Source organism: Solirubrobacter phytolaccae (assembly GCF_027587195.1).
Taxonomy (GTDB): domain Bacteria; phylum Actinomycetota; class Thermoleophilia; order Solirubrobacterales; family Solirubrobacteraceae; genus Solirubrobacter; species Solirubrobacter phytolaccae.
The window spans coordinates 26,917-51,539 of sequence record NZ_JAPDDP010000052.1; the positions used below are offsets into that span (position 1 = coordinate 26,917).

A 24,623-nucleotide genomic window follows, 5' to 3' on the forward strand; every position below is an offset into this window, starting at 1 on the left:
GCCATCCCCCGAACGGTCGGCGGAGGTCATGATGGCCTCACGCGTTGGTCACACGACGACGATTCGCTCGTCTCCCCTTGTAGATGGACCCGTTCGACCGCATGTATCTGCGCTACCGCGACCCGGTGCTCGGCTACTTCGCGCGGCGAGTGGGAGAGCCGGAGGTCGCAGCCGACCTGATGGCGGAGACGTTCGCGCGCGCGCTGGTGCACTTCCGCACCCGCCCGCCGGATGACCCTGCCAGCTGGCTGTTCTCGATCGCTCGCAACCTGCTGATCGACAGCGCGCGCCGGGGGCAGGTGGAGCAGTCCGCCCGGCGCAGGCTGCGCCTGGACCCGCTCGTGCTCGACGACGTCGACATCCAGCGGATCGAGGAGGTCGCCGAGGCCGCCGACCTGGCCGAGACGGTCAGGGAAGCGCTGTCGGCGAGCGAGTACGAGGCGCTGCGCGGCCGTGCCGTCGATGAGGAGTCCTACGCCGAGCTGGCGCTGCGTCTGCGCTGCTCGGAGGCGGTCGCGCGCAAGCGCGTGAGCCGCGCCATAGCCAACGTGCGCACGATGATGAGGGACGGGCATGAGTGATTTTCGGGATCGCTACGGCGATCAGCTCAAGCGGGCGCGCCAAGCGCAACGACGGCGGCGGTTCGGCGGACTGGGCCAGGCGCGGCTGCGGGCGCGCCGCTCCCCGCGGCAGACCATCGCGGGCGCCGTCGGCGGCGTCGCGCTGCTCGCGGCGATCGTGACGCTGGCGCTGACCGGCTCGGTGGCCGAGCGCCCGCCGTCCGCGCCGACCGACCTGATCGCGATCGCGCCCGAGAACGAGGCGCTCGAGCAGCTGGCCGGCGTTACGCCCGACGAGATGCAGGACCTCAAGCTCAGCTCCAACGCGCCGGTCACGCGCGCGCAGGTGGACCAGATGAAGGCGCAGGCGGCGGCGATCGCGCCCGCCGCGAGCACCGTCGGCTGGCAGCAGCTCGGGCCGTACAACATCGGCGGGCGCGTGACCGACGTGGTCGCGGACCGCTTCACGCCCAACTCGGCGTTCGCCGCGGTCTCGGGCGGCGGCATCTGGAAGACGACCGACGGCGGGACGAGCTGGAAGTCGATCTGGCCCGATTCCTACGTCCAGAGCATGGGGGCGTTCGACCAGGCGCCCGACGGGACGTTGTGGGCCGGCACGGGTGAGGCGAACCCGCCCGGTGGCGGCCTGACCTTCTTCGGCGACGGCGTCTACAAGTCGACCGACAACGGCGGCACGTGGACCAACGTGGGCCTGCGCGAGAGCGAGTCCGTCGGACGCATCGCGGTCGATCCCAAGAACTCGAACCGCGTCTTCATCGCGGCCACGGGCCACATCGCCCGCAGCTCCGGCCAGCGCGGCCTCTACCGCACGACCGACGGCGGCAAGAGCTGGGAGCTCGTCCTCGCGCCGACGACCTCGACCACCGGCGCGGTCGACGTCGCCATCAACCCGGACAACCCGCAGATCGTCTACGGCGTGCTGTGGGACCACAAGCGCACGAACGGCACCCGCACCTACGGCGGCATCGGCTCGGGCCTGTTCCGCTCCGACGACGGTGGCGACACGTGGAAGCGCCTGGAGACGATGGCGGCGGGCCAGGCCCTGCCGGCCTACGACCAGACGCAGACCGGCCTGCGCGCCGACGCGTCCCTCGGCCGCATCGGCATCGCCGTCGCCCCCAGCAACCCGGACCGCGTGTACGTCGCGTTCGGCTCGCCCTACGGCCCCGACAAGGGCTTCTACTACTCCAACGACGGCGGCAACTCGTGGTGCACCACGGGCGGGACCACCGAGTGCCCGTTCACCGCGGGCCGCGCCTACCAGGCCAACGGCGGCTTCCAGTGGTGGTTCGGCCGCCTCTGGGTGGACCCGGACGACGAGAACCACATCTTCAACGCCGACGTCGCGCTGCGGACGTCGACCAACGGCGGCCAGACCTGGTCCGCGCACAACGGCCCGCACGCCGACCAGCACGGGATGGCGTGGGACCCGTCGACGCTCGACGGCGATCCGGCCACGCCCAACCGCGTCTTCCTCGGCAACGACGGCGGCATGTACCGCTCCGAGACGAGCGGCCTGACGTCGGCGTCGTGGGTGCCGGCGAGCAACCAGCCGTGGAACCAGGCCTACCACCTCGCGGTCTCCAAGCAGCGGCCCCAGCGGCTGATCCAGGGCCTGCAGGACAACGGCAGCGTCCGGACGTTCACGGCGACCGACCCCGTCCCCGCCGACCCGGAGCTGCGCACCTGGAACGCCGCCGGCGGTGGCGACGGCCACTACAACGCGATCGACCCGACCGACGACCGCGTCTACTACACGTGCTCGCAGTCATCGGGCGGCGGCACGCACTCGTGCACGGGCCGCCGTGACTCGGCGACCGCGACGACGACGTTCACCGTCGGCCAGGTCACCTTCCCCAACACCACCACGCGCGTGCCGGGGCAGCGCTACACGACCGACGCGCCGCTGGAGATCGACCCGAACGTCCCGCCGCTCGCGGCGGACGGCACCCAGCCGCCCAACGCGGTCTACGTCGGCGGCAACTACATCGGGCGCTCGCTCAACCGCGGCACCACGATGAACCCGATCAGCCCGATCGACGAGACGCCCGCCGACTCGACCGACCCGACGGCCGCGCTGCCCGGGCCGATCCCGGCGTCCGAGGTCGACATCGGGCTCTACACCAACCTCTACGGCGCCGTGACGTCCCTGGCGCCCGCGAAGTCGGCAACGCCCGTCCCCTACGCGCAGGTGATCTACGCGGGCACGGACACGGGCCTCGTGTGGAAGACCGAGGACGCGGGCGCGACCTGGCAGCGCATGCAGGGTCTGCCGGAGCGTTGGGTGAACAAGATCGTCGTCGATCCGGAGAGCCCGGACCACGCGTACATCGCCTTCAGCGGCTTCCGCCAAGGCATCGACGCCGCCAACGTCTACGAGACACGCGACGGCGGCGACTCATGGCAGAACATCTCGGGCAACCTGCCCAACGGCCCCGTCCAGATGCTCGAGTACGACGCGCGCAACGACGTGCTCTTCGCGGCCACCGACGTCGGCGTCTTCGACCGCAAGGACGGCGACGCGCACTGGTACGAGATCAGCGTCGGGATGCCGGAGGTGCCGGTGCTCGACCTCAAGCTCTCCCACGACGACAAGGCGCTCTACGCGGCGACCTTCGGGCGCTCGCTGCTCAAGCTCAACCTGAGCACGGACGCGACCGACGGCGGTGGCGTGGGCGGCTCGGTGCCGGCCACGCTCGCGCTCGAGCTGCGCGGGCCGGCCACGTTCGCGGCGTTCGTCCCGGGCGTCGACCGGGAGTACACGGCGTCCACGACCGCGAACGTCGTGAGCACGGCCGGTGACGCGACGCTGAGCGTCTCCGACCCCTGCTGCCTGGCCAACGGCGCGTTCTCGCTGCCCGAGCCGCTGCAGGTGTCGTTCAGCAAGTCCACGTGGACCGCGCCCGTCTCCAACGACGAGGTGACGATCGGGTTCCGCCAGCACATCGGTGCATCGCAGCCGTTGCGCACCGGCCGCTACTCGAAGACGCTGACGTTCACGCTGTCGACGACCAACCCCTAGCGCACGCGGGAGCTCCGTCGCCGACGGAGCTCCCGCCCGCTCACTTGCCGGCGAGCTGCTCCACCCGGGGCAGCGCGCCGGAGAGCGGGTCGTCCGAGACCGGCACGAACACGAAGCCCTCGAAGCGCGCGAGGTACATGTCGGTCGGCGAGACGCCCTCGTGGTAGTCCGCGTTGTAGCCACGCTGGTCGCCGTTGGCGCCGATGATCTTCGCGCCGTCGTTGATCGTCTCCAGCAGCGGCGCGCCGAGCCCCGTGGACTGCCCCGCGGCTTCCTGGACGAGCTTGATCGCGTCGTAGGGGTACATCGCCCAGTCCGGAGGCTGGATGACGTCGCGGCCGTCCTGCTGGACGCCGACCTTGTCGGCACCGAGCAGCGACTCGTAGCGCTCGCGGAACGCGTTGAAGGGCTTCGGCCCCACCTCGGCGGTGATGCGCGAGGAGACGAAGCGCAGGCGCGCGAGCCGCTCGGGATGCGCGGCGAGGCGCTGGCGGATCAGCGGGTCCTCACCCGTCTGGCCCGAGAGGACGGGGACGTCCCAACCCGCGGTGGCGACGTCCTCGAGCACGGTCGCGACGTTGGCGGCCCTGGCCCAGACGACCACGCGGTCGGCGCCGGCGCGACGCGCCTGCAGGATCTGCGGTGCCAGGCCGGTGGCGCGGCGCGGGATCACCTGGTCGGACACCACCTCGACCTGGTCGATCGCCAGCGCCTCCTTGAGCGCGGCGCGGCCCTGCTCGCCGTAGCTGGAGTCGTCCGTCAGCAACGCCACCTTCGGGCCGGCGTTGGCGATGTAGTCGGCCAGGCGGCGCGTCATGATCGCGTCCGCCGGAGCGAGGCGGAACACGCTCGGGTGGCGGGCCGCGTCGATCAGGCCGGCGCCGCCCTCGAAGACGATGAACGTCGTCAGCCGCGCGCGGTCGGTGACATCGGCGATCGCGGTGGCGCCCGTGCCGTCGGTGATCAGCGTCGCCGCTCCGCGCGACACCGCCTCACGCGCGTTGGCCAGGGCCTGCGCCGGGCTGGAGGCGTTGTCGAGGACCACCAGCTCGAGCGGGTGGCGCCGGCCCTCGAGGCCGACCACGAGGCCGCCCTCGTCGTTGATCTCCTCGACGGCGAGGCGAGCCCCCTTCTCGATCGACGCGGCGATCCACGGCTCGGTCGAGATGGGTGCGCTGACCACGATCGGCACGGCGGCGCCGTCCTGGCCGCAGCCCGACGCGAGCGCAAGGGCGAGCAGCGGGATGACGAGCGAGAACCGGCCCATGCGGGCAGGCATCATGACGAACGCGGCGGACCCCCAGGCGGCCACAGTGCGCGAGGGCCGGCGGCGCATCCGGTATACGGTCTGCCGACGTGAGCGGGGCCGTCGCGATCCAAGCGCTCGTGACCGGGCTCGCCACAGGTGCCGCCTACGGCTTGATCGCCCTCGGCTTCGCGCTCGTCCACCGGCTCACCGGCACACTCGCGTTCGCCCACGGGGACGTGGTCACCGGCGGCGTGCTGATCGGGGTGCTGGCGCTGCTCGGCGCCACGCCGATCGCCACGCCGCTCGGCGCCGGCAAGGCCGTGGCGCTGGTGCTCGTGGCGCTCGTCGCGGGAGCGCTGCTGTCGGTCGCCGTCTACGTCGTCGCCGTCCGCCCGCTGCGGGCCCATGCGCTGGCCTGGGTGGCCGGGGCCCTCGCGGCCGGTCTCGCGGTGCGCGAGCTGCTCGGGGTCGCGTTCATCCAGGAGGCCTACGCGCTGCCCGACCCGCTGGGCACGCCCGGCGTCCTCGGCCTCGGCGACGGCGTGACCGTGCCCGTGCGCGCGCTCGAGGTGCTCGCGATCGGCCTGGCCGCCGGCGTGCTCGTGGAGCGGCTGCTCGCGCTCACCGGCGCGGGCGCCGTCATGCGCGCCGTCGCCGACGACGCGGGCGCGGCGGCGCTGCTCGGGGTCCCGACCGAGCGCGTCGTCCTGGCCGCGTTCGCGCTCGCGGGCGCGCTGGCCGGCCTCGCCGGCGTGCTGATCGCCCCGGCGGCGCCGATCGGCGTCGGCGACGGCGTCCTACTCGGGTTGAAGGCGATCACCGCGGCGCTGCTGTTCCGGTTGGCGTCGCTGCCGCTCGTGCTCGCCGGTGGGCTGGTGCTCGGCGCCGCGGAAGGGCTGATCCTCGCCTGGCCGGGGCTCGGCGCGCGCTGGGCGGACATCGCGATCCTCGCGCTGCTGGCCGTGCTCGCCGCCACGCGGCCTCGTGGAGGCCTGGCCCCGGCGTGACCGACCTCGCTCACGAGCTGTACCTGTTCGCCGCGGTGCTCGGCCTGCTCGCGGCCGTCGGCCTGGCCGGCGTCCCGGTGCTCGCCCAGAGCGCGTTCGTGGCCGTCGGCGGCTTCGGGGCGCTGCGGCTCGAGCAGGCCGGGCTGCCGATCGGCGGTGCCCTGCTGGCCGCGACCGCGCTCGGCGCCGTGGCGGGCGCGCTGACCGGCCTGCTGATCGCACGCGCCGAACCCGCGTTCGCGGCGCTGTCGACGTGGGCGCTGGCCTGGTTGGCGCCGCTGTGCTTCCCCACCGACGGGCTGGTCCGGCCCGCCTTCGACACCGTCCAGACGCCGTTCGGGACCACGCTCGAGCTCACCCCGGGCGTGCACCTCGTCGCCGCGGTCGTGCTGTGCGGCCTCGCCGCCCTCGTCGTCCACCGGCTGCGCGCGAACGCGATCGGGAGCGACGCGGTCGCCCTGCGCGAGGACCCCGAGCTCGCGCGTGAGCTGCGCGTCCCGATCGCCGCCCGCAAGGCGCTGCTGCTCGCGCTCGCCGGCGCGACCGGAGCGGCCGCCGGTGCGGGCATCGCGATCCTGCTGGGCGTGGCGGCGCCCACGGACGCGTCGCCGCTGCTCGCGCTCGAGCTGCTCGCCGCCGCGCTCGCCGCGACGCGTCACCCGCTGCTCGGGCTGGTCGCGATCGTCGCGCTCCACCGGGCCCCGGATCTGATCACCCCGCTGATCCTGCTGGCCGCGGTGCTCGCCCGGCGCCCGCTCGGCCTGCGGCCCGACGACGTCGTGCCCGCGGAGACACCGCCCTTGGAACCGGCACGCGGCGGGCTCGAGGTCCGCGATCTGCACGTGACGCGCGGCGGCCGCGAGATCCTCCGCGGGTTCGACCTGACGGTCGCCGCGGGCGAGATCCACGCGCTGCTCGGGCCCAACGGCAGCGGCAAGTCGACCACGATCGACGCGCTCCCGGTCGCCCGGACCTTCCAGCGCGACGCGGGCTTTCCGTCGCTCACCCCCTACCGCCAGGTCCTGCTCGCCCTGCGCGCGCCCGGGCACGACGAGCGCGTGTGGACCTACCTGCGGCTCGTCGGCGTGCCGGCCGAGGCGACGGACCTCGGCACGGGGGAGCGGCGCCTGCTGGCCGTGGCCCGAGCCGCCGCCACCGGCGCGCCCAACCTGGCCTTCGACGAGCCCGCGGTCGGGATGTCGGCGGAGGAGCGGCACCGGCTCGCCGGCGCCCTGCGGCAGCTCGCGGCGAGCGGACGCGCCGTGCTGATCGTCGAGCACGACCTGCGCTGGATGACCGTGCTGGCCGACCAGATCACCGTGCTCGAGGACGGGCGTGCGGCCGGCGTCGACGCCTTGGCCCGGGTGTACGCATGATCGAGGTCGCGTCCGGCTCCGTCGTCGCCGTCGTCGGGCACGACGGCGCGCCCGCCCGGGTCGCGCGGCGCTTCTACGGCGTCGGCTACGTGCCGCCGGGCCGGCGCGTGTTCGCGTCGCTGACCGTCGAGGAGAACCTCGCGGTCGGCGCCTACCGCGCGCGCAAGGACTTCGGAGGGATCTACGCCCGCTTCCCGCGCCTGCAGGAGCGTCGCGCGCAGCGCGCCGGCACCCTGTCGGGCGGCGAGCAGCAGCTGCTGGTGATCGCCCGGGCGCTGATGGGCGCGCCCGCGCTGCTCGTGCTCGAGGACCCGTCGGCCGGGCTGGCGCCGCCCGCGGTCGAGGCCGTCGCGCGGGCGCTGCGCGGGCTCACGGTGCTGATCGCCGAGGAGCGCCTGGCCCTGGCGAGCGCGGCCGCCGACCGGATCGTCCTGGTCGAGGGCGACCGCATCGTGCTCGACGCGCCGCGCGAGCAGGCCCTCGCGGACGATCGGCTCGACTCCGCCTACGTCGATGTGGCAAAGGTGAGACGTGCGTGAAATAGTTCGCGCCGAGGGCATCGAGGGGTGTGGTCATGGGGAACGAGGAGCCGGTCTGCCGGCGCGGCGCTGATCGTCGCGCTGCTGTCGGTACCCCTCGCGGTCATGGTGCTGGGCGCGCTGCACCCGCCCGGCGCGCCGCCGCCCGTCGGGTTCGAGCTGCTCTCGGTCCAGCCGTCGCTCGACGCGTTCGCGCGGGCGTTCGAGCTGGTGCCGCTCGGACAGCAGCTGCTGAACTCGTTGACGATCGTGGCCATCGCCGTGCCGCTCACGGTCGTCTGCGCGTCGCTGACCGGCTTCGCGATCACCCGGCTCGGGCGACCGTGGCACGGGCTCGCCGTCACCTTCACGCTCGTGTGCCTGACGATCCCGGCGTCGGCGCTGTGGGTGCCACGGTTCGCGGTCTTCCGGACGCTGGGCGCGCTCGACACCTATGTGCCGCTGATCGCGCCGGCGCTCGTCGGGACGTCGCCGCTGCTCGTGCTGCTGTGCTACTGGAGCGCGCGTGGCCTCTCGCGCGACCTGATCGACGCCGCGCGGCTGGCGGGCCTCGGCCCGATCCGCGTGTGGTGGCAGGTGGTGCTCCCCCTCACGCGGCGGACCGCGATGGCGGTGGCCGCGCTCGCGTTCGTCGCGCACTGGGGGAACTTCATCGAGCCGCTGCTGTATCTCTTCGACACGGCGAAGGCGACGTTGCCGATCGGCCTGAGCAGCCTGCGCCAGCTCGGCCCGACGGACGCGCCGGTGGTGCTGGCGGGCGCGGTGGTGGCGACGGTGCCGCCCGTGCTCGCGTTCGCGGTTGCGCAGCGAGCGGTTCTCGACGACACAAGGAGGGCGGGATGGGTGCCAAGGCGCTGATATGCGCGGGGGTCATGGTGGCGCTCGGCCTGAGCGGCTGCGGCGGCGAGGACGAGCCGGCGGCGGCGCGGGGCACGGCGACGGCCGAGGCTGTGCCGGAGATCACGTTCCAGGTGACCGGCGACCCGGAGGAGACCCGGGTCTACAAGGACCTGGCGGAGTCCTACAAGCGCGACACGGGGCGGACGGTCAAGATCGACGAGGTCCCTGAGCGCGATGTCCACCTGGCCAAGCTCACGACGGGCTTCTCGGCCGGCCAGGCGCCCGAGGTGTTCCTGTTGAACTACCGCTATCTGGGCGGCTTCGCCGACAAGGGGGTGGTCGAGCCCGCGGGTCCGCGCCTGGACAAGTCGAACGCCTTCGCGCGCGAGGACTTCTACCCGATCCCGATGGCGGCGTTCGAGTACCAGGGCGAGCTGCAGTGCGTCCCGCAGAACGCGTCCTCGCTGGCGGTCTACTACAACAAGGACCTCTTCGAGCGGGCCGGTGTGGCCGAGCCGGGCGACTCGTGGACGTACGAGCAGTTCACGACGGCTGCGGACAAGCTGACCACCGGCGAGACCTACGGCGTGGGGATCGACCTGAGCACGATCCGGGCGGCGCCGTGGGTGTGGGCCGCGGGCGGTGAGCTCGTCGACGACCCGGTGAACCCGACCAAGTTCCTGTTCGACACGCCCGAGGGGCGCCGCGGGCTCGAGCACGTGGTGGCGTTGCGGGCCAACGGCTGGTCGCCGACGGCCGACGAAGCCGACTCGAAGGCGATCGACGAGCGCTTCCTGGAGGGGTCGCTGGGCATGTTCCTCTCCTCGCGCCGGGACGTGCCGATGCTGCGCACGATCACCGGCTTCGAATGGGACGTCGCGCCGTTCCCGACCGACGTCGAGCCGGCTTCGGTGCTGCACTCGGACGGCTTCTGCATCGCCAAGGGCGAGCACGCGGACGCCGCGTGGCTGTGGGTCGAGTACGCCCTGGGCAAAGCGGGTCAGCAGGTGCTCGCCGCGTCGGGGCGCAGCGTCCCGTCGTTGAAGGCGGTGGCGGAATCGCCGGCGTTCCTGGACCCGAGCGAGCCGCCCGCGAACTCGAAGGTGTTCGTCGACGCGCTCTCCCAGATGCATCAGCTGCCGGTGACGGCGAACTGGAGCGAGGTCGAAGGACGCACGGACGACATCCTGGGCGAGCTGTACTACGGCCGCATCGAGCTCGACGAGGCGCTGGACCGGCTGGCGAAGGAGACTGACGGGCAATTCTGAGCGTCGAGGAGGTTTCGCGCCGGTACGGCGCGGTCGAGGCACTGCGATCGCTGTCGTTGACGGTGGCGCCGGGTGAGCTGATGACGGTGCTCGGCGCCTCCGGATCGGGGAAGTCGACGTTGCTGCGCGTGATCGCCGGCCTCGAGCCGGCCGATGCCGGCCGGGTGCTGATCGACGGCGCCGACCAGGCGCGCGTCGAGCCGTCCCGGCGCGGCGTCGCCATGGTCTTCCAGTCCTTCGCCCTGTTCCCGCACTTGGACGTGCGGCGCAACATCGCGTTCGGGTTGCGGGCGCGCTCGGCGCCGGGCGAGCTGATCGCCGAGCGCGTCCGCGAGACGGCGGCCGCGCTCGGGCTCACCGAGCTGCTGACGCGCCGGCCGGGAGAGCTGTCGGGCGGCGAGCGCCAGCGGGTGGCGCTGGCGCGGGCGCTGGCGGCGCGCCCACGGGTCCTGCTGCTGGACGAGCCGCTCTCGAACCTGGACGCCCAGCTGCGGGTGTCCACGCGCAACGAGATCCGGCGCGTGCAGAAGCAGACCGCCGTGACCGCGTTGCACGTCACGCACGACCAGGTCGAGGCGCTGGCGCTCGGGCATCGCGTGGCGGTCATGCGCGACGGACGGGTGGAGCAGGTCGGCACGCCGGACGAGGTGTGGGAGCGGCCGGCCAACGCGTGGGTGGCGCGCTTCATCGGCACGCCCCCGATGAACATCCTGCCGTCCGGCGAGGCCTTCCGCGCCGAGCACGCGAGCTGCGCGGTGGACGCGGACGGGGCGTACACGTTCGCCTTCGCCGAGCGGGTGGGCGCCGAGCGCTACTGGCACCTGCACCTCGGCGACACGGAGGTCGTCGTGCGCGCCCCCGCGGACGAGGACGTGCCCGAGCGCGGTACGCGCATCTCCGTCACCGTCGTGCCCGGTCGCGTCCGCCGGTTCGACCCGTGAGCGAACGCCGCCAGCTCGGCCTGATGCTCGCGCCCTACGTAGTGGGGGCGCTGCTGCTGTTCGTCGTGCCCGCGGCGTACTCGATCGCCTTGGCGTTGACCGACGCCGACCTGCTGACGCCGTCACGCTTCGTCGGGACGGCGAACTTCGAGGAGCTGGCGTTCGACGACCCGATCGTCCCGGGCGTGCTGTGGCGGTCGGCGCTGTTCGTGGTGATCGCCGTGCCGCTGCGACTCGCGGTCGCCACCACGCTCGCCCTGATGCTGCACGCGCGGGCGCGTGGCGTGCACGCCGGCCGCACCTTCGCGTTCCTGCCGAGCGTCATCCCGGACGCCGCGTGGGCGATGGTCTGGTTGTTCCTGCTCAACCCGGTCTACGGGCCGGTCAACTGGCTCCTGGGTCTCCTCGGGATCGCCCCCGTCTCGTGGTTCTCGAACGGGACCGCCGCGTTCTTCGCGATCGTGTTGATGCTCGCCTTCACCGTCGGCGAGGCCTTCATCGTCGCGCTCGCCGCCCGGCAGGAGCTGCCCCGGGAGCTGTACGCGGTCGCGCGGCTCGAGGGCGCCCGGCCGTGGTTCGTGCTGCGGACGGTGACGCTGCCGCTGATGGCGCCCGTGCTCACCCTGCTGGCCGTGCGCGACGTGGCGGTCAGCCTTCAGGCGACGTTCACCGCGACCTACCTGCTGACGGACGGCGGGCCGGACCGCGCCACCCTGTTCCTACCGATCTACTCGTTCGACATGGGCTTCGAGCTGCTCCGCTACGGATACGCCAGCGCGATGATGCTGCTCGGGTTCCTCGGCTGCCTGGCCCTGGCGCTCGCGCAGTTCGGGCTCGTCCGGCGCTGGCGGCTCGGCGTCACGCGATAGCGTCAGGAGACCGTGTACCGCAGGCGCAGCTTCCCGTCGCACAGGGAGGCGACCTGCACGCTGACCAGCCGGCCGTCGGCACCCTCGAGGTGCGCCTCGGCTTCGACCGGGGGCTCGGCGTCCTCGCGGAGCAGCGTGTAGCCGCCACGCACGAGCGCCTCGGCGGCCACGTCACGCTTGGCTTCGAGCTCGGCCTCCCCGCCGTCGATCACGGCGTAGAAGCGCTCCGTCCGACCGAACGGCCCTTCCGACAGGTAGACGCGCGCCCCCGTGGGCAGCGCCAACGCCGCCGGCGGCCGGCGCTCGGCCTCGCCCTGGATCGCGGGCGAGCACGCACGCGACCGCTCGCCACCGCAGCCGACGAGCGCGACCGCCGCCACGAGGGATGTCAGCCGGCCGCGGATGGGGCCAGTATGGCCGCATCGGCGGAGCGATCGATCGCCCGGGTGATGTACGGCCCGAGCGAGGCCGAGAAGTCCTGCGTGAGGTGGTCCTGGTCCTTGTGGACGAGCACGCCGCCGACGACCGGGAAGCACTCCTTCGAGGAGCAGAAGAACGGCGTGAGGTCGATCACCCGGGCACGCGGGGATCGCGCGGCGGCGGTGACGGTCGGGTCGCTCACCAGCGCGCGCTTGCGCGGCACCGCGCAGCGTGCGCCCGCCTCGAGCTTGCGCCGGATCGCGCCGCGGATGCAGTCGGGCGTCGCGAGCAGGTTCGTGGGTGTGTCGCGAAGCACGAAGATCCGCTTGACCGAGGGCGGCAGCCAGGCGAACGCGGCCATGTCGCCCTGGACGCGGTAGAGCTTGCCGCGCTCGGCCATCTCCAGCCGCGCGTTGTTGGAGACGAAGACGGTGGCGACCTGCGGGTTCTCCGCCAGCCAGGTGAGCACGTGCTGGTTGTAGGCCACGCACTCGTCCGCGCCCGCCTGGCTCGGGGCGGGGACGGCGTAGGAGAACGGGCAGTGCGGGCGGGCGAACTCGAGCACGCGCCAGCGCTTGGCCTTCGCGACCACCTCGAGCCCCGCCCGCCAGTGCGCGGCGTGCGAGTCGCCGAGCAGGGCGACGGTCGCGACGGGGTTCTGCGCGCCGTAGGCGCACGCGTCGGCGAGGCCCGCGACCGCGCCGCGCACGCACGCGACGTTGGGCGTGAGCGCGGCCTCGTCGGGCGTCGGCTCGACCGACTTGGACGCGTTGACGCAGCGCTGCTCGGTGTCCCGCGCGGCGGCGCCGGTGCACGGCGTGCCTCCGAAGAGGCTCAGGGCGACCGCGAGGGCCGCGATCACGTGTTCTGCTGGTACGTCAACTCGACCTTGCGGCTGCCGTACTTGCAGGTCACGCGACCGTTGATCTCGGTGGAGATCGTCGTGCGCTTCTCGTTGCAGGCGTACTTGCGGACCTTGGAGACGCAGCGGCCGCTGACGCCCTTCTTGGTGCGGCACTTGTGGAAGGCCAGCGCGACCTTGCTCGCTTCACCGCAGCTGACCTTGGTGGCCTTGAGCGAGGTGAAGTAGCCCGACCCCGGGTACTTCGGCGGCGTGCAGGTGGCGGCCTGCGCGGACGCGGGCAGGGCCACGAGGAGGGCGAGTGCTGCGACAAGACCGGCGAGACGTTTCATTGGTGGCCCTTCAGTAGGTGAAATCCTGCCCGAGGCGCGCCAGGACCGTCTCCGCAAGCAGACCGGCACCCTCGTCATTGAGGTGGATCCCATCAGCATTGCGAACGATGCGGCGTCGCCCGTCGATCGTGATCGCGTCCTCGTAGCCGCGGGGCGCGAACATCGGCACGGTGTCGAGGATCCGGACCTGGCTCGCCCACGGCTGCGCCGCGACCTTGACCGCCGCGTTGACGACGCGGTTGATCTTGGCGCGGTCGGCGTCGCGGGCCGTCGGGATCGTGATCCAGTACACGCGGGCGTTCCCCGCCTGGCGGTAGGTGTCGGCCATCCGGCGCGCGCGGTTGGCGTACAGCGCCGCCCACTCGGCCGAGCAGCACTCGACCTCCTGGCCCGCGCCCGTCTCGATCGGGAAGCCCTCGTTGGCGCCGATGAACACGACGACCGCGTCCGGCGTGCGGCGCTTGACCTGCTGCGTGGACAGCTCGCCCCAGTCGAGCAGGAACGACTTGGAGATGCCGGTGCCGAGCCGCACGTCGCGCTCGACCTTCACGCCCTTGTCGCTCAGCGCGGTCGCGAGCTTCGCGTCCAGCGGCTGCGCCATCGAGTCGCCCGTCACGAGCAGCGTGCGCAGGCGCTCCTTCTGGGGCGGCGCGGCGCCGATCGTCGCCGGCTCGAACGCGTCCTTGGTGACCGGCGGCAGCTCGCCCCCGGCCTGCGCGGCGACGTTCTCGAACCCGCCGCCGCTCTCGAGCTTCTCGTCCGGCGAGAGGAACGCGAGCGCGTCGTCGGCGGCGTCCGCGAACGGCAGCGCGTCCGCGATCTCCCCCGCGGGGTTGCCGAAGAACAGCACGACGTCGCGGTCCCAGCCCGGGTCCATCCGCTCGCCCTGGTTGCGCAGCCCGTCGCCCTTGAAGACCACCAGCAGCGCGGCGCAGACGAGCAGCGCGAGCACGCCGTCGCGCGCCCGGAACCGGGTCAGCCCGTTGCGGTCGAAGCGGTTCATGAGGGAGTCGTCAGGCAAGGCTCTAGAAGCGGAAGTAGATGAAGGGGGCGACGCCTTGGCTGGACACGGTCGCGGCGACCAGCGCGATGACCACCGCGAGCCCCGCGCCCAACAACACCGGGTTCGTGCGCTCGATGCGCACCTGCACCCGCTCGACCGTCCGCTCGGGCACGAGCTGCAGCCCGATCACGGCCGCGATCATCAGCGCGACCGGCACCGTGAACAGCGTGGCAGGCCCGGGCTCGACCATACGCTCCAGGAAGTCGCCGAAGATGTCCAGGTTCGGCGAGCGGAACAGGATCCAGCCGAAGACCACGAGATGGAAGGTCACAGCCCAGCGCACCCACGCCGGGATCTTCACCCGCCCGCGCCACGCGTGCTCGATGCACAGGCACGCGCCGTGGAAAAAGCCCCACAGCACGAACGGCCACGCGGCGCCGTGCCAGAGCCCACCGAGGACCATCGTGAGCATCAGGTTCCGGTAGGTCTTCCACTTGCCCTTGCGGTTGCCGCCGAGCGGGATGTAGAGGAAGTCGCGCAGGAAGCGACTCAGCGTCATGTGCCAGCGGCGCCAGAAGTCGCTGAAGCCGGTCGCGCGGTAGGGCGAGCGGAAGTTCTGCGGGAACACGTAGCCCATCAACAGCGCGAGCCCGATCGCCATGTCCGTGTAGCCGGAGAAGTCGCAGTAGATCTGGGCGGTGTAGCCGTAGGCGGCGAGCCACAGGTCCGGCGCGGCGTACGCGTCGGGCACCGCGAACACCGGGTCCACCACTTCCCGCGCGAGCGTGTCGGCGATCGCGAGCTTCTTGATCAGGCCGAGCGCGATCAGCGCCAACCCGCTGCCCACGGCGACCTTGCGCGGGTCCGGCGGCTGCTGGAGCTGCGGGAGGAACTCGCGCGCCCGGACGATCGGGCCGGCCACCAGGTGCGGGAAGAAGCTCAGGTAGATCGCGACGTCGACGGTCGACGCCGGCTCCACCAGCCGGCGCTTGACGTCGACCACGTACGAGATCGCCTGGAACGTGAAGAACGACACGCCGACCGGCAGCGCGATCGTCAGCAGCGGCAGCGGCAACGAGAACGGCCCGAGCGCGCGATCCCAGCTGTCGACGAAGAACGCGTAGTACTTGAAGACGCCCAGCACGAGCAGGTCGAGCGCCACCGCCACGCCCAGGATCCACGACCGCGCCCGCTCGCCCTCGGTACGTGCGATCAGCACCGCCGCCGCCTGGTTCCCGACCGTGATCGCGCCCAGCAGGACGCAGAACCGCCAGTCCGCGTAGCCGTAGAAGACGTAGCTCGCGACGATGATGAACGGCTTCCACAGCGCCTGTCGCTTCATCAGCGCCCACGAGAGAACGAGGACGACCGGGAAGAACAGCGCGAACTGGACGGTCGGGAAGAGCAAGCGGGAGCAGGGTACGAATCAGGGTTCGAGCAAGAACAAACGCGCCAGCTCGACGAGGTTGCGCTCAAGGTCCTCGAGCCCGATCTCGAAGCCCACCGCGGCCTTCAGGTCGGCCTGGATCGCCGCACGGTCGCGCGTGCCGTCGAGCAGGGTGATCAGCACTCGCGCCGCCGGCTCCTCCATCCGCACCCGCATGTAGGCGAGCGAGACCATGTCGGCGCCGCGCGCCGCCTGCCAGCGCGCCAACCTCGACGCGGTCGGCCGCTCCCCCGGCTCCTCCGCCGCGCGCAGCGGCCCGGCGTGCGGCATCAGCCGCTCACGCCGGAAGCCGTCGAGCAGCGCCTCGGCCAGCGCCATCGGCTCCGCCCCCAGCTCCTCGCGCAGCGCCTCGAAGCTCACCGCCCGCGGGCGCCGCGCGTCGAGCACCCGGAACGCGTCCGCGGTCAGCCCGACCTCGAACGGCTCGGCGTTCGGACGCACCGCCCAGTGCAGCCGCTGCGCCTGCACGGGCGAGGCGTCGGCGGAGGCGTCGCGCCCCGCGTGGCAGATCACGCTCTGACGGAAGTGGCGTGCCGTCAGCACGTCGCTCAGGTGCTCGAACGCGACCCGGTCGCCGTCGGCGAGGTTCCACACCTGCGGCTCGACCCCGTCCGGGAGCATCTCCGAGCGCAGGCTGAACAGGTCCGCCTCGCCCACGTACCCGAGCCCGTGGCCGGCGGCGTGCTCGGCGAACTCCCCGAACCAGCGCGGCGTCCACGAGTCCCCCAGGTCGTCGTGGACGAGCCGGTAGCTCGGCGCGTCGGCGAGCACCGGGACCTCGCGGCCGAGCAGCGCGCCGTAGGTGTCGGCGTCGCTGATCCGGTGCTCCTTGAGGAAGATGTAGAGCTCCTGCGCCTTCTCGGCCTTCGCCAGCAGCGTCTCCTCCTTGCGGGCGTGCCACAGGCCGGCGTCGCGCAGCATGCGCCGGAAGTAGCCGCCGGGCTGCGCGTTGAACGACACGTACGCGATCCCGGCGGGCGTCAGCGAGGCCTTGATCGTCGCGAGCAGCGCGTCGTCGGCCTCCTCGGGCATCCAGCCGTAGACGCCGTGGGCGATCACGTAGTCGAACTGCCCCAGCGCCCCGGTCGTCAGGTCACGGACGTCCGCCTGGTGGAACTCGGCGTTGGTCAGGCCGATCTCCTGCACGGCTTGTTGCGCCTCGGCGATCGGGGTCGCGGCGAGGTCCACGCCCACCGCCTTCAGGCCCGGCGTGGCCGCGGCCATGGCGAGCATGTTCCCTCCAGCGCCACAGCCGATCTCCAGCACCCGCGCGGAGAACGGGTCCGGTGGCTCGATCCCGTGCAGCATCGCGACCGTCGCCAGACGATCGGGATGGGTCTGCGCATACGGGAAGTTGGAGTAACGTACCTCGTCGTAGATGGTCTCGGGCATCAGGCGGGCAATCTTCACACCGTTGGGCCCGCCGCAGGTAGGGTGCCTGCCGTGCTGACGATCAACGTGCCGCTCAACACGATGCTGGCGGACCTGGACGAGACGCTCCGGGACCTGCTGAAGGAAGAGCTCGAGCGGCACGGCTTCGAAGGCATCGACATCGAGTTCGACGCCCCGTCACGCGACTGGTCCGGGCAGCTCTCCAAGCCGACCGTGAACCTGTTCCTCTACGACCTGCGCGAGGCCGAGAACCTCCGCGCCAGCGAGTGGACGCCGACCAAGAGCTCCAGCAACGGCCGCCGGGTGGAGGTCCGCCCGCCGATGGTCATGGAGTGCTCGTACGCGGTGACGGCGTGGACGCAGGCCGTCGAGGACGAGCACCGCCTCCTCAGCCAAGTCCTCGCGATCCTGTTCGCCTACCCGCAGCTGCCCGAGGAGCGCCTGAACGGGCGCCTCATGAACGGCTCGCAGCCGTGGCCCATCAAGGGCCGGATCGGGCAGGGCAAGGGCGAGAAGTCGGACTTCTGGAGCGCGGTCGGCGGCCAGTACAAGGTGTCACTCGACTACGTGGTGCGGCTGGCCGTCGAGTCCGGCGCCCGCCGCGAGCGTGGCCCGGAGGTCCGTACGCAGACCATCCGCACGCAGCTGACCGACTCGCCGCGCACGGTGCTCGAGATGCACCGCTCCACGGGGCGGGTCCAGGACGAAAAGGGCAACCCGGTGTCCGACGTCTGGGTCACCTTGCCCGACCTGGGCGCGTGGGCCTCTTCGACGCCGCAGGGGACCTTTCGCTTCGACCGTTTGCCGCCGGGCCTGCACCGGGTACTGGCCCGCAGCGCCGACGGCCGCGAGGCCGACGGACTGCTCCAAGTCCCCGGCCCTGGCGCCGATCTAGTCATCGCCTGAACATTGATGAACACGCTCTCCGGCACGGATTGCCCAAATGGCTGCCTGTCAGCCTCTGGCCTTCCCGATCGATCCGCAGCAAGGTGTGGCCATGGCGATTGAGCCCGGCCCCCGCGTCCTGCTCGGAAACTTGGGACCGATCATGCGAATGGGCATGAATCGCGTCCTGATCGAGGAGGGCTGTGAAGTGGTCGGTCATGAGGACCGGCCCAGCGCCATCATCGGGGCCGCGCATCGTCTGCGCCCCGACATCGTGGTGCTCGATCTGGACAACGGGTCCTCGCATGAGCTGGCACAGCTCGTGCGCGGCGCGTCTCCGGAAACCACCGTCGTGCTCTGGGCCCGCGAAGAGGACCTCATGGAGGTTCTCGAGCCGGTCTGGAATACATCTCGCCTCGTCGCCGTCCCGATTGTCGAGCGACTGCGAAGCGAACTGAGCGGCCAGCACGTCCACGAGTGAAGGAGTGACATGCCCACGTACCTGACTCCCGGCGTTTACGTCGAGGAAGTCCCGTCCGCGAACAAGCCGATCGAGGGCGTGAGCACGTCCGTCGCCGCGTTCGTCGGGCTGGCCCCGGGCGGCCCTGTGAACACGCCGATGCGGATCTCGAACTGGACTCAGTTCGCGAAGATCTACGGCGACCCGAACGAGCCCGACAACGGCCCGTTCATGGATGGCGCCTACCTGGCGCACAGCGTCTACGGCTTCTTCCAGAACGGCGGCACGACCTGCTGGATCGTGCGTGTCGGTGACGACGGCAGCTCCAACGGCCGCGCGGCGACGCCGCGTGCCGCGCTGCCCGCCGCGACCGACGCGTCCGTCGAGGCGTTCGCCGCCGTCGCGCTGAACGCCGGCAAGGAAGAGGTCACCGTCGAGGTCTCCGAGGAGCCCACCGCCGGTGAAGGCGCCGACAAGACCTACACGGTCAAGGTCACGCAGGGCTCCGAGAACGAGGAGTTCACGGGACTGTCGACCAAGAAGGGCCGCACGAACCTGGCCACCAAGGTCAACGCGCAGTCCAAGCTGATCAAGATCGAGGAGACCGGCGCCGCCCTGCCGGACGCGCAGCGCACGCCGGCCACCGGCGTGTTCAAGCTCTCCACGCCGTCGATCGACCCGGGCAAGGTCGAGGGCAGCCACTTCGCCGGCGACGTCGCCCGGCGCAAGGGCCTCGGCGGCCTCGCCGCCGTCGACGAGATCACGATGATCGTCGCGCCGGACATCGTCAACCTCCTCGGGGATGACGGCGACGACACGGCGTTCCGTGACCTCCAGGGCAAGATGATCGCCCACGCCGAGGGCTCGGGCGACCGCATGGCGATCCTCGACACCCCGCCGGACCTGCTCCCGCAGGACGTGCTCGAGTGGCGCCTGAACACCGCCGGCTACGACTCGAAGTTCGCGGCGCTGTACTACCCGTGGATCGAGGTCCAGGATCCGCTGACCAACAAGCCGATCATGGTTCCGCCGTCCGGCCACATGGCCGGCCTGTGGTGCCGCGTGGACGGCACCCGCGGCGTCCACAAGGCTCCGGCCAACGAGGTCGCGCTGGGCGCGAACGGCCTGGGCTTCCAGGTCACGCACGCCGAGCAGGGCGGCCTGAACAAGGTCGGCATCAACTGCATCCGCGCCTTCCCGGGCCGCGGCATCCGCGTCTGGGGCGCCCGCACCCTGTCGAGCGACCCCGAGTGGCGCTACATCAACGTCCGCCGGCTCTTCAACTTCGTGAGCGAGTCGATCATGGAGGGCACGCAGTGGAGCGTGTTCGAGCCCAACGATGAGAAGCTGTGGATTCAGCTGCGCATCGCGGCGGAGAACTTCCTCACGCGCGTGTGGAACGACGGCGCCCTGTTCGGCTCCACGCCGGGCCAGGCGTTCTACGTCAAGTGTGACTCCGAGACCAACCCGCCCGAGGTCATCGAGGCCGGGCAGGTCATCTGTGAGATCGGCATCGCGCCGGTCAAGCCCGCCGAGTTCGTGGTCTTCCGCCTGTCGCAGTTCAGCGGCGGCGAAGGCTCCTCCATCAGCTAGTCAGTTCGGGAACTGAGAGAAAGGATCGACCGGGATGCCGGCCAACGATAAGGAAGCACACGTTCCGATTTGGTTCACCCTGTCCATCGGGGGCGCCGAGGCGGCTGGGTTCTTCAAGGAGGCCACGGGCTTCGACTCGGAGTCCGAGGTCACCGAGATCAAGCGGTCGCTGCCCAACGGGCGCACCGACGTGATCAAGGCGATGGGCAACACCAAGTGGGGCGACATCGAGCTCAAGCGCGGCGTCGATCAGGACAAGACGCTGTGGAACTGGCGCAAGCTGATCGTCGACGGCAAGCTCAAGGAAGCCCGCAAGGACTGCACCATCACGATGATGGACTACGAGCTGAACCCCGTGGTCACGTACTCCATCATCAACGCGTGGCCGAAGAAGTACACGGGCGTGGGCCTGAAGGCGGACTCCAACGAGGTCGCCGTCGAGGGCATCACGCTCTGCCACGAGGGCTTCGAGATCAAGTAAGGCTGGACCTGCGCCTGTGAAGTCGGAATACGCGTTCACGCTCCCGCGGGGGCTTGTCGACAGCGCCGGTGGTGTGCACCGCGAGGGCACCATGCGCTTGGCGACGGCCCGCGACGAGATCGAGCCGCTGCGCTCGGTGGAGGTCCGCCAGAACGAGGCGTACCTCACCGTGCTGCTGCTGGCTCGCACCGTCACCCGGGTCGGGGAGTTCACCGAGATCACCCCCGAGCTGATCGAGAGCTTGTTCGCGGCCGACTTCGACCACCTCCAGCGCCTCTACGAGCGGATCAACTCCGACGGCGAGGCGGTGGGGGTGGTGGCCTGTCCGGCCTGCTCCAACCAGTTCGAAGTGGACCTGACGGAGATAGAGGACGGGCGCCTGGGGGAATGACGAGGCCGTCCCCTCCTGAACTGCTGGAGGAGACGGCCCGGCTCGCGTATCACTTCCACTGGCCGCTCGACACGATCTTGGACCTGGAACACGCCGACCGGCGCAAGTTCCTGCGCGAAGCGGACGCGCTCGCATATCCGTACGAGGGATGAACAGATAGATGGCCGACGACACCCCGCCCCAGAAGCGCCCACCCGTGAAGATGGGGTTGCGCGTGGTTGCCCGCCACAGCGCCGGCCGCCACGGCGGTCGGGCCCTCGCGCGTGACGTGATCGACGCGCGCGCGCCGAAGCACCTCGACGCCTCCACCCGGCTCGCGCGTCATCCCGAGCCGGCTTCGTCTTATGAGGCCCCGGCGCCGCCGGCGCCTCCTGCCCCGCCCGCGCCCCCGGCGCCGCCCGTCGCTGCCGCGCCCGCGCCCGTCGCGGAAGTCGCGCGCGAAGCTGCCCCGGCGCCCGCCGCCCCTGCTGCTCCGGCCGCTCCCGCCGCGCCGCCCGCGGGTGGCCCCGACTACGCGAAGGCCGGCATCAGCGACTTCGCCGCCAACTGGCTCTTCGGCGACCAGAGCGCCGCCCAGGACGGCCTCGTGCCGATGAACATCGCCGAGAAGATGCAGGAGCCCACGAAGGAGCAGCGCCTCGCGCGCTTCCTCGCCCGTGGCGGCCTGGAGCGCTCCCGCGGCGCCCGCATCGTCGAAGGCGCCGCCGCCGGCCCGATCTCCTCCGAGGAGCTCGGCATGGGCGACTCCGAAGAAGGCGACTCAGGCGCGAGCCTCAAGCGCCTCTCCCGCAAGCCGATCGAGCCGTCGGCGTCCGACGCGCCCGCGTCGTCAGGCCCGGCGTCGCTCGCACGCACGCCGGCCGACACGCCGTCGTCTTCAGCCTCGTCGGGCTCCGCCGCGCCGTCGGCCGCGTCGAGCTCCACCCCGTCCTCGTCGCTCGCGCGCACGCCCGCCGACACGCCGTCTTCGCCCGCAGCCTCGTCGAGCTCCGCCGCGCCGTCGTCGCCGTCCAGCTCCGCCCCGTCGTCGCCGTCGCTCGCGCGCACACCGGCCGACGCGCCCCCGGCCTCGTCGAGCTCCGCCTCGCCGTCGTCGTCGGCGCCCACCTCCTCCGGCCCGGCCTCGATCGCGCGGACGCCCGCCGACGCCGCGCCGTCGAGCTCGGCTCCGGTCGCGCCCACCCCGGGCGAGGACGCGCCGACGCCTTCGCCGGCCTCCGTCGCGCGCACTCCGAACGAGGACGCGCCGTCGTCCTCCTCGATCGCGCGCACCCCCGCCGACACGCCCAGCGCGGCGCCGACCTCGTCGGCCCCGGCCTCGATCGCGCGCACCCCCGCCGACGACAACCCGTCGACGCCCGCCGCGCCCACGTCGTCGGCGCCCACCTCGTCGCCCAGCCCGGCACCCGCCGCGCCGACCTCGTCAGGTCCCGCCTCGGTGGCGCGCACGGCCGCCGACGAAACGCCCTCCACGCCGACCTCGTCGGGCCCGGCCTCGGTCGCGCGCACGGCCGCCGACGAAACGCCCTCCACGCCGACCTCGTCGGGCCCGGCTTCGATCGCGCGCAGCGCCGTCGCCGACACGTCCGCCTCGTCGAGCCCGGCACCTGCCACGTCGACTTCGTCGTCTCCGGCCTCCGTCGCGCGCACGGCCGCCGGCGACACGTCTTCCACACCGACTTCGTCAGGCCCGGCCTCGATCGCGCGCACGCCCGCCGACGACGCGTCCAGCCCGACACCCGCCGCGCCGACCTCGTCAGGCCCGGCCTCCGCCGCGCGCACGGCCGCCGACGACACGCCCGCCGCGCCGACCTCGTCGGCCGCGGCCTCGATCGCGCGCACCGCCGACGACGCGTCCAGCCCGACACCCGCCGCGGCGACCTCGTCAGGCCCGGCCTCCGTCGCGCGCACGGCCGCCGACGACACGCCCGCCGCGCCGACTTCGTCGGCCCCGGCCTCGGTCGCGCGCACCGCCGCCGACGACACGTCCGCCTCGCCCAGCCCGGCACCCGCCGCGCCGACTTCGTCGGCCCCGGTCTCCAGCGCGCGCACGGGCACCGACGCGCCCTCCACGACCTCGTCGGGCCCCGCCTCGGTGGCGCGCACGCCCGCCGACGACGCCCCGTCGCTGCCGAGCGCGGCGCCGGCCGGGCCTGTGAAGCTCGCTCGCAAGGCCGCGGAACCCGTCGAGGCGCCGGCGCGACCGGTCATGAAGGTCGCGCGCGTCGCGGAGGCTCCGCTGCGTCCGGTCGAGCCGGCACCCGCGCCAGTCGCCGAGCCGGAGCCGGCCGCCGCGCCCGTCGTCGCCGACGACGCGCCCGAGGAGGCGCCGCGCCGCGGGATCTTCCGCCGCTTCATCGACGCCGTGTCCGGCACCGAGCCGCAGGACGAGAACCCGACCCTCGCGCGCACCGAGGACACGCCCGCCGAGCCCGCGGCCAGCGGGCCGACGCTCGCGCGCACGGAGGACACGCCCGACGGGGACACGCCCGCGGCCAGCGAGCCGACGCTCGCACGCACCGCCGACACGTCCGCACCCGCGGCCGGTGGCCCGACGCTCGCGCGGTCGGCCAGCACCCCCGCCGCCAGCTCGGCAGCCGCAGGCAACGGCCCGGCCCTCGCACGCTCGGCCGGTGGCAACGCCGCCGGCACAGGCACCACGTCGGCACCCGCGGCCAGCGGCCCGACACTCGCGCGGACGGCCAGCAGCACCGCCGCCGCCGGCACAGGCACGGCGCCGGCACCCGCGGCCGGTGGGCCGACGCTCGCTCGGACGGCCGCGGCTCCCGCGGCCGGTGGCCCGACGCTCGCTCGGACGGCCGGTACGCCCGCGGCCGCCGGCCCGGCGCTCGCACGCTCGGCCGACACGTCGTCGGCGCCTGCCGGCGGTGGCCCGACCCTTGCGCGCTCGACCGACCCTGGCGCGACGGAGCCGACCCTGGCTCGCTCCGCGTCCGCCGCCGGCGAGGCCATGGCCGCCGATTCGACGTTGGCGCGCTCGGCACAGGCCGACGGCGAAGACGCCGCGGGGAACGATCTCCCCGCGGACGGGCCGAGCCTGTCGCGCGCCGCGCAGTCCGATGACGCCGACGAGGCGACGCGCTCCGCCGACGCGGCGCCCAGCCTCGCGCGCACGGCCTCGACCGACACATCCGCTCCGGCCGGCAGCACGGCCTCACCCGCCGCGCCGAGCCTGGCCCGGACCGCCGCCCCGGCAACGGCCTCACCCGCCGCGCCCAGCCTCGCCCGGACCGCCGACGCAGCCCGCGGCACGGCCTCATCCGCCGCGCCCAGCCTCGCCCGGACCGCCGACGCAGCCCGCGGTGCGGCATCGTCCGCCGCGCCCAGCATCGCCCGGACCGCCGCCCCGGCGACGACATCGTCCGCCGCGCCCAGCCTGGCTCGGGCCGCCGCCCCAGCGACGGCATCGTCCGCCGCACCCAGCCTCGCCCGCACGGCCGACACGGCCGCAACGACGAGCGGCGCGGCGTCGCCCGGCCCCAGCCTCGCGCGAGCGGCCGACACAGCCGCGGCCGACGCCCCGTCCACTGCGCCCTCGGCCGACGTGGACTCCGGCCCGACGCTCGCGGCTCCGCTCGCGCCGTCGCTGGCCCGTGCCGCGGCCGCGGCGGCTCCGCCCGCGCCCGCTTCGATGCCGTCCGGGG

The 24,623-nt window shown here is 72.8% G+C and carries 23 protein-coding genes and 1 pseudogene; 16 read left to right on the forward strand and 8 right to left on the reverse strand.

Annotated elements, in window-relative coordinates; genetic code table 11:
- Positions 1–83: 83 nt before the first annotated feature.
- Both OJ997_RS23865 and OJ997_RS23870 read left to right on the forward strand, forming a co-directional pair.
- Positions 84–581, forward strand: coding sequence for an RNA polymerase sigma factor (locus OJ997_RS23865; protein WP_270027764.1), 498 nt, complete (start codon positions 84–86; stop codon positions 579–581).
- Positions 574–3,603: a WD40/YVTN/BNR-like repeat-containing protein gene (locus tag OJ997_RS23870; protein ID WP_270027765.1), complete on the forward strand. Its 3,030-nt coding sequence runs from the start codon at positions 574–576 to the stop codon at positions 3,601–3,603. Before OJ997_RS23865 ends, OJ997_RS23870 begins: the two co-directional genes overlap by 8 nt.
- 40 nt (positions 3,604–3,643) lie before the next feature.
- On the opposite strand, the gene OJ997_RS23875 is transcribed toward OJ997_RS23870, so the two are convergent.
- Entirely contained in the window at positions 3,644–4,870 is a 1,227-nt protein-coding gene (locus tag OJ997_RS23875) for an ABC transporter substrate-binding protein (RefSeq protein WP_270027766.1), read from the reverse strand.
- Between the two features lie 89 nt (positions 4,871–4,959).
- On the opposite strand from OJ997_RS23875, the gene OJ997_RS23880 reads away from it, so the two are divergent.
- The 7 genes from OJ997_RS23880 to OJ997_RS23910 all read left to right on the forward strand — a co-directional run bounded on the left by OJ997_RS23880 (position 4,960) and on the right by OJ997_RS23910 (position 11,692).
- Positions 4,960–5,859, forward strand: a complete 900-nt coding sequence (locus OJ997_RS23880) for an ABC transporter permease subunit (RefSeq protein WP_270027767.1) — start codon at positions 4,960–4,962, stop codon at positions 5,857–5,859.
- The gene (locus OJ997_RS23885) at positions 5,856–7,235 is read left to right on the forward strand and encodes an ABC transporter permease subunit (RefSeq protein ID WP_270027768.1); all 1,380 of its coding nucleotides are present in this window, start codon (positions 5,856–5,858) and stop codon (positions 7,233–7,235) included. Before OJ997_RS23880 ends, OJ997_RS23885 begins: the two co-directional genes overlap by 4 nt.
- Complete coding sequence (locus OJ997_RS23890; RefSeq protein WP_270027769.1) at positions 7,232–7,774, forward strand: ATP-binding cassette domain-containing protein; 543 nt, start codon at positions 7,232–7,234, stop codon at positions 7,772–7,774. Before OJ997_RS23885 ends, OJ997_RS23890 begins: the two co-directional genes overlap by 4 nt.
- A gap of 105 nt (positions 7,775–7,879) precedes the next feature.
- Positions 7,880–8,632 carry a carbohydrate ABC transporter permease gene (locus OJ997_RS23895; RefSeq protein ID WP_270027770.1) on the forward strand — a complete coding sequence of 251 codons (753 nt, stop codon included), beginning with the start codon at positions 7,880–7,882 and terminating at the stop codon, positions 8,630–8,632.
- Positions 8,633–8,646: 14 nt separating this feature from the next.
- The gene (locus OJ997_RS23900; protein WP_270027771.1) at positions 8,647–9,882 is read left to right on the forward strand and encodes an ABC transporter substrate-binding protein; all 1,236 of its coding nucleotides are present in this window, start codon (positions 8,647–8,649) and stop codon (positions 9,880–9,882) included.
- A complete protein-coding gene (locus OJ997_RS23905; RefSeq protein ID WP_372517927.1) occupies positions 9,876–10,823 on the forward strand; it encodes an ABC transporter ATP-binding protein in 948 nt (315 codons plus the stop codon). Before OJ997_RS23900 ends, OJ997_RS23905 begins: the two co-directional genes overlap by 7 nt.
- Positions 10,820–11,692, forward strand: a complete 873-nt coding sequence (locus tag OJ997_RS23910; RefSeq protein ID WP_270027772.1) for a carbohydrate ABC transporter permease — start codon at positions 10,820–10,822, stop codon at positions 11,690–11,692. Before OJ997_RS23905 ends, OJ997_RS23910 begins: the two co-directional genes overlap by 4 nt.
- A gap of 2 nt (positions 11,693–11,694) precedes the next feature.
- Here the strand turns inward: OJ997_RS23910 and OJ997_RS23915 are convergent, their stop codons facing one another.
- The 6 genes from OJ997_RS23915 to OJ997_RS23940 are packed head-to-tail and all read right to left on the reverse strand — an operon-like array spanning position 11,695 to position 17,148.
- On the reverse strand, positions 11,695–12,072 hold the full coding sequence (locus OJ997_RS23915; protein WP_270027773.1) for a hypothetical protein: 378 nt from the start codon (positions 12,070–12,072) through the stop codon (positions 11,695–11,697).
- Positions 12,073–12,080: 8 nt separating this feature from the next.
- Positions 12,081–12,974, reverse strand: coding sequence for an SGNH hydrolase domain-containing protein (locus tag OJ997_RS23920; RefSeq protein WP_270027774.1), 894 nt, complete (start codon positions 12,972–12,974; stop codon positions 12,081–12,083).
- A complete protein-coding gene (locus OJ997_RS23925; RefSeq protein WP_270027775.1) occupies positions 12,971–13,306 on the reverse strand; it encodes a hypothetical protein in 336 nt (111 codons plus the stop codon). The genes OJ997_RS23920 and OJ997_RS23925 overlap by 4 nt, the downstream gene beginning before the upstream one ends.
- A 10-nt stretch (positions 13,307–13,316) precedes the next feature.
- The gene (locus OJ997_RS23930; protein WP_270027776.1) at positions 13,317–14,309 is read right to left on the reverse strand and encodes a DUF459 domain-containing protein; all 993 of its coding nucleotides are present in this window, start codon (positions 14,307–14,309) and stop codon (positions 13,317–13,319) included.
- 22 nt (positions 14,310–14,331) lie between these two features.
- Positions 14,332–15,717, reverse strand: a complete 1,386-nt coding sequence (locus OJ997_RS23935; protein ID WP_270027777.1) for an MBOAT family O-acyltransferase — start codon at positions 15,715–15,717, stop codon at positions 14,332–14,334.
- An 18-nt stretch (positions 15,718–15,735) separates the two neighbouring features.
- The gene (locus tag OJ997_RS23940; protein WP_270027778.1) at positions 15,736–17,148 is read right to left on the reverse strand and encodes a methyltransferase domain-containing protein; all 1,413 of its coding nucleotides are present in this window, start codon (positions 17,146–17,148) and stop codon (positions 15,736–15,738) included.
- Between the two features lie 51 nt (positions 17,149–17,199).
- On the opposite strand from OJ997_RS23940, the gene OJ997_RS23945 reads away from it, so the two are divergent.
- The 6 genes from OJ997_RS23945 to OJ997_RS23970 are packed head-to-tail and all read left to right on the forward strand — an operon-like array spanning position 17,200 to position 21,110.
- Positions 17,200–18,054 (forward strand): Pvc16 family protein, encoded by an 855-nt coding sequence (locus OJ997_RS23945; RefSeq protein WP_270027779.1) that lies wholly within the window; start codon positions 17,200–17,202, stop codon positions 18,052–18,054.
- 37 nt (positions 18,055–18,091) lie between these two features.
- Positions 18,092–18,514, forward strand: coding sequence for an ANTAR domain-containing protein (locus OJ997_RS23950; protein ID WP_270027780.1), 423 nt, complete (start codon positions 18,092–18,094; stop codon positions 18,512–18,514).
- Positions 18,515–18,523: 9 nt separating this feature from the next.
- Positions 18,524–20,086 carry a phage tail sheath family protein gene (locus OJ997_RS23955; RefSeq protein WP_270027781.1) on the forward strand — a complete coding sequence of 521 codons (1,563 nt, stop codon included), beginning with the start codon at positions 18,524–18,526 and terminating at the stop codon, positions 20,084–20,086.
- A gap of 34 nt (positions 20,087–20,120) precedes the next feature.
- Complete coding sequence (locus OJ997_RS23960) at positions 20,121–20,567, forward strand: phage tail protein (protein WP_121248928.1); 447 nt, start codon at positions 20,121–20,123, stop codon at positions 20,565–20,567.
- Between the two features lie 16 nt (positions 20,568–20,583).
- Entirely contained in the window at positions 20,584–20,958 is a 375-nt protein-coding gene (locus tag OJ997_RS23965; protein WP_270027782.1) for a hypothetical protein, read from the forward strand.
- The gene (locus tag OJ997_RS23970; protein ID WP_270027783.1) at positions 20,955–21,110 is read left to right on the forward strand and encodes a hypothetical protein; all 156 of its coding nucleotides are present in this window, start codon (positions 20,955–20,957) and stop codon (positions 21,108–21,110) included. The genes OJ997_RS23965 and OJ997_RS23970 overlap by 4 nt, the downstream gene beginning before the upstream one ends.
- A gap of 358 nt (positions 21,111–21,468) precedes the next feature.
- On the opposite strand, the gene OJ997_RS23975 is transcribed toward OJ997_RS23970, so the two are convergent.
- The gene (locus tag OJ997_RS23975) at positions 21,469–23,169 is read right to left on the reverse strand and encodes a hypothetical protein (RefSeq protein ID WP_270027784.1); all 1,701 of its coding nucleotides are present in this window, start codon (positions 23,167–23,169) and stop codon (positions 21,469–21,471) included.
- Here OJ997_RS23975 and OJ997_RS23980 point away from each other — a divergent pair.
- A pseudogene (locus tag OJ997_RS23980) lies at positions 23,168–24,623 on the forward strand (hypothetical protein); the annotation flags it as partial. The gene OJ997_RS23975 and the pseudogene OJ997_RS23980 overlap by 2 nt on opposite strands.